Annotated in this window: 8 protein-coding genes; 3 read left to right on the forward strand and 5 right to left on the reverse strand. The window is 74.6% G+C overall.

Annotated elements, in window-relative coordinates:
• Positions 1 to 104: 104 nt before the first annotated feature.
• The 3 genes from ACFRU2_RS04270 to ACFRU2_RS04280 all read right to left on the reverse strand — a co-directional run bounded on the left by ACFRU2_RS04270 (position 105) and on the right by ACFRU2_RS04280 (position 2,078).
• The gene (locus tag ACFRU2_RS04270; protein ID WP_382967369.1) at positions 105 to 302 is read right to left on the reverse strand and encodes a hypothetical protein; all 198 of its coding nucleotides are present in this window, start codon (positions 300 to 302) and stop codon (positions 105 to 107) included.
• Positions 303 to 372: 70 nt separating this feature from the next.
• Complete coding sequence (locus tag ACFRU2_RS04275; protein ID WP_382967371.1) at positions 373 to 1,164, reverse strand: hypothetical protein; 792 nt, start codon at positions 1,162 to 1,164, stop codon at positions 373 to 375.
• Entirely contained in the window at positions 1,164 to 2,078 is a 915-nt protein-coding gene (locus ACFRU2_RS04280; protein ID WP_382967373.1) for a DUF692 family multinuclear iron-containing protein, read from the reverse strand. Before ACFRU2_RS04280 ends, ACFRU2_RS04275 begins: the two co-directional genes overlap by 1 nt.
• A 328-nt stretch (positions 2,079 to 2,406) precedes the next feature.
• Between ACFRU2_RS04280 and ACFRU2_RS04285 the strand changes: the two genes are divergently transcribed.
• Together ACFRU2_RS04285 and ACFRU2_RS04290 are read left to right on the forward strand one after the other, a co-directional pair.
• Positions 2,407 to 2,646, forward strand: coding sequence for a hypothetical protein (locus tag ACFRU2_RS04285; protein WP_382967375.1), 240 nt, complete (start codon positions 2,407 to 2,409; stop codon positions 2,644 to 2,646).
• A gap of 12 nt (positions 2,647 to 2,658) precedes the next feature.
• Entirely contained in the window at positions 2,659 to 4,305 is a 1,647-nt protein-coding gene (locus ACFRU2_RS04290; RefSeq protein ID WP_382967377.1) for an FAD-dependent monooxygenase, read from the forward strand.
• A 60-nt stretch (positions 4,306 to 4,365) separates the two neighbouring features.
• Here the strand turns inward: ACFRU2_RS04290 and ACFRU2_RS04295 are convergent, their stop codons facing one another.
• A complete protein-coding gene (locus tag ACFRU2_RS04295; protein WP_382967379.1) occupies positions 4,366 to 5,670 on the reverse strand; it encodes a cytochrome P450 in 1,305 nt (434 codons plus the stop codon).
• 95 nt (positions 5,671 to 5,765) lie between these two features.
• Positions 5,766 to 5,930 carry a hypothetical protein gene (locus ACFRU2_RS04300; RefSeq protein ID WP_382967381.1) on the reverse strand — a complete coding sequence of 55 codons (165 nt, stop codon included), beginning with the start codon at positions 5,928 to 5,930 and terminating at the stop codon, positions 5,766 to 5,768.
• A 238-nt stretch (positions 5,931 to 6,168) separates the two neighbouring features.
• Here ACFRU2_RS04300 and ACFRU2_RS04305 point away from each other — a divergent pair, with 238 nt between their 5' ends.
• Positions 6,169 to 6,867: an alpha/beta fold hydrolase gene (locus tag ACFRU2_RS04305; RefSeq protein ID WP_382967383.1), complete on the forward strand. Its 699-nt coding sequence runs from the start codon at positions 6,169 to 6,171 to the stop codon at positions 6,865 to 6,867.
• Positions 6,868 to 7,020: the final 153 nt, after the last annotated feature.

A 7,020-nucleotide genomic window follows, 5' to 3' on the forward strand; every position in this document is an offset into this window, starting at 1 on the left:
ACCACCGCCACAACCCCCCACCCCCCCCCCCCCCACCGCCCCCCCCCCTTCCCCCTCCCCCCAGAGGGACCCACAACCCCCGGGGCCGAGGGTGCGGCGACGGGTCAGTGGGACCGGTGGGCCGCGGTGCGCGGCGCGCTCGTCCGGGACGGGTCGGCCGCCTGGGTGCAGAAGACGCAGAAGCAGTTGAAGTCCCGCGGCAGACCGGACCGGCGGGTGGCCACGACGTCGGCCAGCGGCGTGAGCGAGAGGGCCGGGCCCGGTGCGCCGACGTGCTGTTCGGACGGTGAGGTGCTGTTCATGGGGATTTCCTTCCTTGCTCAGTGGATGAAGGGACCCCTTCCAGGACGCCGGCGGCGCCGGAAGGGGACGTCACGCGGTCGGACGGAGCTGGTGGGCGATCGCGGCTACGGGGCGCACGATGTCGGCGCTCATCAGCTGATCCAGCAGTTCCAGGGCCTGCGACTGCGGCAGGCCGGCAGCCCGGGCCGCCTCCGGGCCCGTGCGGGTGCCGTCGCAGCGGGCCAGCAGGAGCCCCGTCCCGGCTCCGATCCGGTACGCCCGCAGCGGCGCGTCCCAGATGCGCTGGAGCAGGACGGTCACCTCCTCGCGAGGGAGCGCCACGGGAGCCCCGGGATCGGTCACGTCGTGCCCGTAGGTCGCCACGCGGACCGCCGGGGACAGGGCCAGCGGGATCCCGGTGGCGTCCGGGAGCCGGGCGAAGGGGGCGGGGCGGCAGGCCTCGGCGGCCACCGCGTCGCCCAGCAGCAGGTACTGGTCGAGCTCGAACCGGCCGAAGTCGGCAGTGGCGGGCGGCAGTCCGCCGAAGGCCAGCAGCTGCTCGCAGGCCCGTACGACCCCCATCGGGTCGTCGGGGTCTTCGGAAAGGGTGGTCGTGGTCAGGAACGCGTCGATCACCTGGGGATGGTGTTCCGTCAGTTCCTCCACCGTCCGGGGGACGCCGACCGCAAGGTGGATCCTGCGTTTGGCACCGCTCTCCTCGGCCATGAACGCGTAGCTGTCCGCGTCGACGCCGGCCAGTACGGCCAGTTCCGTGTCGGACAGCCCGAACCGGGCCTGGACCTGGCCGGGATCGTCGCGGAGCACCGGCACCAGCCTGTCGGGGGAGGCGATGACCGAGGCGAAGGCCTCGCGCAGGCCCATCACCGCACCCCCGTCGGCCGGGTCGCGCGGGCACCGTCGAGTATGTGCCGGGCATGGTCGAGCTCCGCCTGGAGCTGCCCGAAGTCGTCGGGGAAGTTCTGGTCGCGCTCCAGCAGCGTGGCGCGCACCGGCGCCCGTTCCACCAGTTCGGTGAGCAGGTCCCAGACCGCGGGCGGCACCGGTTCGCTGTGCGTGTCCAGGTCCATCCGTTCGTCCTCCCCGGCGGTCCCGCCCGCCAGGTGCACCTGGACGACGCGCTCCACCGGGATCGTGTCGAGGAACTCCGTCGCCGAGTAGCCGTGGTTGCGCGCGTTGATGTCGAGGTTCGTCAGGTCGAGCAGCAGCCCGCACTCGCAGTTCTCCATCACCTCGGCGATGAACTGGGCTTCGGACAGCGGCGAGTCCAGGTTGATGTAGTAGGTGACGTTCTCCAGGATCAGGGGCCTGCCGACGGCGGCCTGGACGCGCTGCGCGCGACGGCCGACCTCGCGGGCGATGTCCCGGGTCCGGGGCAGCGGGGTGAGGGTGCCCAGGGCCACGCCCGCGGCGCGGGTGAAGCACAGGTGGTCGCTGAACCAGGGCGCGTCGAGCTCGTCGACGAGCTGCGCCAGCGCGTCCAGGTAGCGGGGCGAGGGCTCGCGGGGGGCACCGATCGACAGTTCCAGTCCGTGCGGCACGATGCGGAACCGGCGGCGCAGCCGGTGCAGGACGTCGCGGACGTCCGGCGGCGCGAACAGGTAGTGCTCGGTGATCACTTCGAGCCAGTCGACGCGGCTCGCCGGGGAGCCGATCGCGTCCTTGATCTCGGTGCGGTATCCGATCCCCGAGCCGAGGTACGGCAGGCCGGACACCGGCACCGCGGTGGCGGGAGCGGTGGTGGCGACCGGGGCGGAGCCCGAAGGTGCGGTGGTCATGGGGGGTCCTCTCACGGTGCGGGCCGGTGTGCGTACGGCCTCCTGCGGTCACCGTAGGGACGAGGGCGCGCCGGTCCCGTCCTCCGGTCGGTCCATCGGCCGGACGACCCGGGGGAGCGGCCGAGCCCGTGTGCCGTCCCGTGCCGTCCTTCCCGGAGCTCGTCCTGTGCTTCGCCCGGTCGGACGACATCGCCGCGCCGGCCCGCGGGCTGCACTGGAGGGGTGGCGCGGCCCCCCGCACCACCCGGCCCGGTGACCCGGACGCCCTGCATGCCCCGTCCGGGCCCGTGCCGGTGAGCGCCGACCACGGGAGAGGAACGGACACGACATGAACGCGAGCACCCCGCACTACGACCGTGACGCCGGCGGGACCGGTCCCGCCGGGACCGACCGCGACTGGCTGACGCTGACGGGTCTCCCGGGCCGCAGTACGCTGCGCGCCGACGGCTGGCTGTGCTTCTGCGTCTGCCACGCCCTGCACGCGCCCCCAGTCCCCGACCGGTTCGCCCGCCGGGCCCCCGCCCAGGACACGGCGCCGGCCCTCCCGGTGGCGCCGTCCGGCCGCTGAGCCGACGGTCGCATGAACACCGAGACGGACTCCGGCCCCGCCGCGCACGCCGCGGGTGCCCCGCCGCCCGGCGACCCCGAGCACGTGCCGGTCCTCGTCGTCGGCGGCAGCCTCAGCGGCCTCTGCGCCGCGCTGCTGCTGGCCCACCACGGAGTGCACTGCCTGGTCGTCGAACGCCGTTCCGGCATCGGCACCCATCCCCGGTCGCGGGTCCTCACGGCCCGCTCCGGCGAAGTGCTGCGCTCCGTGGGGCTGGAGCCCGCCATCGACGCCGTGAGCCGCCGCCCGAGCGGCTGGTTCCAGGCCGACACACTCGCCGACGCCTCCTGGACCAGGCTCGGCCCGGCCGGGGACCCGACCCGGCCGATCAGCCCCTCCGGCAGCCGGCTCTGCGATCAGAACCTCATCGAACCGATCCTGCTGGCCGAAGCCCGGGGCCGGGGTGCGCGGGTACTGTACGGCCACGAACTGACCTCTTTCGACCAGGACCCCGACGGTGTCACCGCCCTGGTCCTCCACCGTTCCACCGGCCGCATCCGCACCGTCCGCTGCTCCTACCTCCTCGCCGCCGACGGCACCCGCAGCCCCGTACGGGAATCCCTCGGCATCGAGCTGGACGGCCGCCGCGGCGAACCCCGCTTCCTCAGCACCGTGTTCGCCGCCGACCTCGACCCCGTGCTGCACGGCCGCCGGCCCACCGCCGTCGTGTTCCCCGGCAGCCAGGTGCTGTTCGCCCGCGGCACCGTGGACGCGCCCCTGTGGGAGTACGGCATCCCCGACAGCCCGTTCGTCTCCGGTGCCCGGGACGAGGCGCTCCGCCGCTACGCCCGCGACCGGATCCGGGAGGTCACCGGTCTGCCCGGACTCGAGCCCGACGTGCGCAGCGTGCTGCGCTGGGGGGCCTCCGCGGTGATCGCCCGGCGGTTCCGCGAGGACCGTGTCCTGCTGCTGGGCGACGCCGCCCACACCATGCCCGTGATCGGCGGACTGGGAGGCAACACCGGGATCCAGGACGCCCACAACCTCGCATGGAAGCTCGCGGCCGTACTGCGCGGCAGCGCCGGCGGGCAGCTCCTCGACACCTACCACGCCGAGCGGAGCCGGGTGGCGGCCCACACCCTGTGGCACGTCCTCGCGACCGCCCGCGGGCTGCCGCAGGCACTGCACCCGGAGACCCTCCAGCTCGGCTACCTCTACCCCGACCCCGCGGGCGGCCCCGACCCCGGCCCCTGCGAGGACCCGTACCGTCCCACAGGCCGCCCGGGCGCCCGCGCCCCGCACCTGTGGGTGCGGGACGCCGACGGCCGGCGGCTGTCGGTACTGGACCTGTTCGGGCCCCGCTTCACCCTGCTCGCGGGCCCGTACGGGAGCGGCTGGCCGCCCGCCGGGGGGCGGGCGGCCGCCGCGCTGGGCGTTCCGCTTGCCGCGCACCGGATCGGGGGTTCGCACGGCGCGCTGCGCGACCCGGGCGGCACCTTCCCGGCCCGGTACGGCATCGGCCCCACCGGAGCCGTGCTGGTCAGGCCCGACGGGCACGTCGTCCGGAGGTGGGCGACGGAGCCGGGCGGCGGGGCCGACCTGGAGCGTGCCGTACGGGAGGCCCTGGAGGCGCCGGCGGCCCTCGTCCCGGAAGCGCCGGAGCCCGCCCGCAGCGCATGAAACACGGAAGGCCGTGCCGGCTCAGGCCCGCACGGCCTTCGGCGTACGCCCCGTGCCCGCTCAGGGGCGCCGTACGCCGGCGCAGCCGACGGGCAGACTGCGGGGACCGCGCAGCACCGCGTTGCGCCGGTAGGGCGGCGGGTCCGCCAGCAGCCGGGGCCGCTCCAGGCGGGTCGCGAACCGGCTCAGCGCGATCTGCGCCTCCAGCCGGGCCAGCGGCGCCCCGAAGCAGCTGTGGATGCCGCTGCCCAGGCCCAGGTGCTGGAGGTCGCGCCGGTCGGGGTCGAACCGCTCCGGGTCCGTGAACCGCTCCGCGTCCCGGTTGCCGGCGGCGAGCATCAGCCACACCGAAGCGCCGGGAGGGATGACGGTGCCGCGCACCTCGACGGGGGCGAGCGGCGTGCGCTGCGGCAGCAACTGGACGGGCGGTTCGTACCGCAGGAGCTCCTCCACCAGCGGAGCGGCGAACGCGGGCTCGCGGCGCAGCCGTTCGAGGGCCTCGGGGTGCCGCAGCAGGGTGAGCATCCCGTTCGCGATCAGGTTGACCGTGGTCTCGTGCCCGGCGACCAGGAGCAGCGCGGACGTCGTGAGCAGCTCCATGGTGCTCATCGGACCGTCCGGGCCGTCGCGCGACGCGAGCCGGGAGATCATGTCGTCGCCGGGGCGGCGCCTGCGCTCCTCGATGAGCTCGGCGAGGTACCCGCCGAGTGCCAGCCGCGCGTCGTGGGAGGCGCGCAGGCGTGCGGCCGGGTCGGGCACGTCCGGGTCGGGGTCCAGGCTCGCCGCGACGGCCTCGGCCCAGACGTGGAACCGCGGTTCGTCCTCGCGGGGCACGCCCAGCAGCCGGCAGATCACGGTGACCGGGAACGGGTAGGCGAAGGAACCGACCAGGTCGACGTCGTCGGAGTCGGCCCCGCTGCCGATCCGGTCGAGGAGGTCGTCCACGGCTGCGGTGAGTTCGGCGCGCATGCCGTCGACCTTGTGCGGGGTGTGGGGCGGGCCGAAAGGCCGGTTGGTCATCCGGCGCAGCCGGTCGTGCTCGGGCGGATCCAGGCGCAGGAAGCCGGGAGGGAGGACGCCGGAGACGTTGCCCTCCGAGCCGCCGTCCGCGCCCGGGCCGCCGTTCTCGCCGGCCTCGACCGCCTCTGCCAGCGGATCACCGGTAGCGGCCGCGAGGTTGCGGGCGTCGGAACTCATGCGCGGGTCGTGCAGTAGCTCCTGGATGTCGGTGAACCCGCTGATCACGTAGGGGCCGTCACCCTCGTGCCACACCGGGGTCCGGCGCAGTTCGGCGTACAGGGGGTACGGGTCGGGCCGGCTGGCGTGGTCGAGGATGCGGTGCAGCAGGCTCTGCTCCTGGCTCATGGTGGTGTCTCCTTCTCGTTGCGGGGGACGGGCAAGGGGAAGCCGTACGACGCCACCCGTGCCGCGGCAGGGGCGGCGCCGTACGGCGCGGCGATTCAGGCGGCGGCGCGGCGCGGTGCCGGGGCCCGGTTCGAGACCTCCCAGCCACAGGTGGGGGTGTAACAGCACCGCTTGTCGTCCGTGGAGCGGTGGCTGCCGGCACGAAGTTCCCAGGAGAGCGGAACCTGACGGACGGGGCTGGTCGCGGTGACGGGTGACATGACGGGCTCCTCTGTCGGGGGAAGGGGAACGTCCGGTCGGACGCCTTCCTCGATGGTGGAGCGGGTGACGCCCGCCCTCGTCCTCCGGACGGTCCGTCCCGGGACGACAGCGGCCACCGGTTTCCCCACCGCCGTCGACTGATCGGAGTACGCCCGAACCCGGGGCCACGTGCTGCCGTGGGAGTCCACACGCAACTCCCCAGTGCTCACCCCCCGTTCCACGGAAGGCGGCATCCCCATGACCGGACGCCTCGTCCTCGTTCCCGGTGTCGGCGGTGGCCCCTGGCTGTGGCACCACCAGCTGAAGCACCTCTCCGACCTGGTCCGGACCGAAGTGGTCGTACTCGACGCGCAGGACACCCGCGCCGAGATGGCCGACCACGTACTGGACCGGGTGACCGGCACGTTCTCGCTCGCGGGCCATTCGCTGGGCGGGTGGGTCGCCCAGGAGGTCGCGGCCAGGGCGCCGGACCGGGTGGAGAAGCTGTTCCTGTGCGACACCTGGACCCGCTCGGCCCCCGGCACGGTCGCTTACCTCGAGGACTACCGCAGTCACCTCGAACGGGACCGCGACGGCGCACTGGAGGCGCACTTCGGCCTGCTGCTGGCCCCCGGCCGGTACGCGGACCGGAAGTTCTGCCGCCGTCTGCGGTCCTGGCAGCGGCGGATGCCGGTGGCCGGCTACGTACGGCAGCTCGGGGCGCTCGCCCGTGACTACGCGACCGTGGACCTGCTCCCGCACATAGAGGCGGACACCCTGGTGGTCCGGGGCCGCCACGACCGGGTCGTCCACCCGGACGAGGCCCCGCTGCTGGCCTCGTCCCTGCGCCACGGCTCCCTCGCGCTGATCGAGGACGCCGGGCACTGCACCCCGATCGAACAGCCGCAGGCGCTGACCGCGGTCATGCGGCTGTGGCTCACCCGCGGCCCGGCCTGAGGACCTGAGGACCTGCGGGCCCACGGGCCGGGCGTACGCGAGCCGGCGGGGGGGGGGGCCAGGAGAGGGAGCTAGCCCCCCGGGGGGCGAGGGGTGGGAAAAACGACCCGGCCGGCCCACCCCCCCCGAAGGTTGGTGTGGGGGCAGAAGGGA

This window comes from Streptomyces sp. NPDC056883 (assembly GCF_042788835.1).
Classification (GTDB): domain Bacteria; phylum Actinomycetota; class Actinomycetes; order Streptomycetales; family Streptomycetaceae; genus Streptomyces; species Streptomyces stoeckheimensis.

What these genes read in the sequence shown, in the direction of transcription:
- ACFRU2_RS04270 (WP_382967369.1), bottom strand. Translation starts at nt 302, where the DNA reads ATGAACAGCACCTCACCGTCCGAACAGCACGTCGGCGCACCGGGCCCG.
- ACFRU2_RS04275 (WP_382967371.1), bottom strand. Translation starts at nt 1,164, where the DNA reads ATGGGCCTGCGCGAGGCCTTCGCCTCGGTCATCGCCTCCCCCGACAGG.
- ACFRU2_RS04280 (WP_382967373.1), bottom strand. Translation starts at nt 2,078, where the DNA reads ATGACCACCGCACCTTCGGGCTCCGCCCCGGTCGCCACCACCGCTCCC.
- ACFRU2_RS04285 (WP_382967375.1), top strand. Translation starts at nt 2,407, where the DNA reads ATGAACGCGAGCACCCCGCACTACGACCGTGACGCCGGCGGGACCGGT.
- ACFRU2_RS04290 (WP_382967377.1), top strand. Translation starts at nt 2,659, where the DNA reads ATGAACACCGAGACGGACTCCGGCCCCGCCGCGCACGCCGCGGGTGCC.
- ACFRU2_RS04295 (WP_382967379.1), bottom strand. Translation starts at nt 5,670, where the DNA reads ATGAGCCAGGAGCAGAGCCTGCTGCACCGCATCCTCGACCACGCCAGC.
- ACFRU2_RS04300 (WP_382967381.1), bottom strand. Translation starts at nt 5,930, where the DNA reads ATGTCACCCGTCACCGCGACCAGCCCCGTCCGTCAGGTTCCGCTCTCC.
- ACFRU2_RS04305 (WP_382967383.1), top strand. Translation starts at nt 6,169, where the DNA reads ATGACCGGACGCCTCGTCCTCGTTCCCGGTGTCGGCGGTGGCCCCTGG.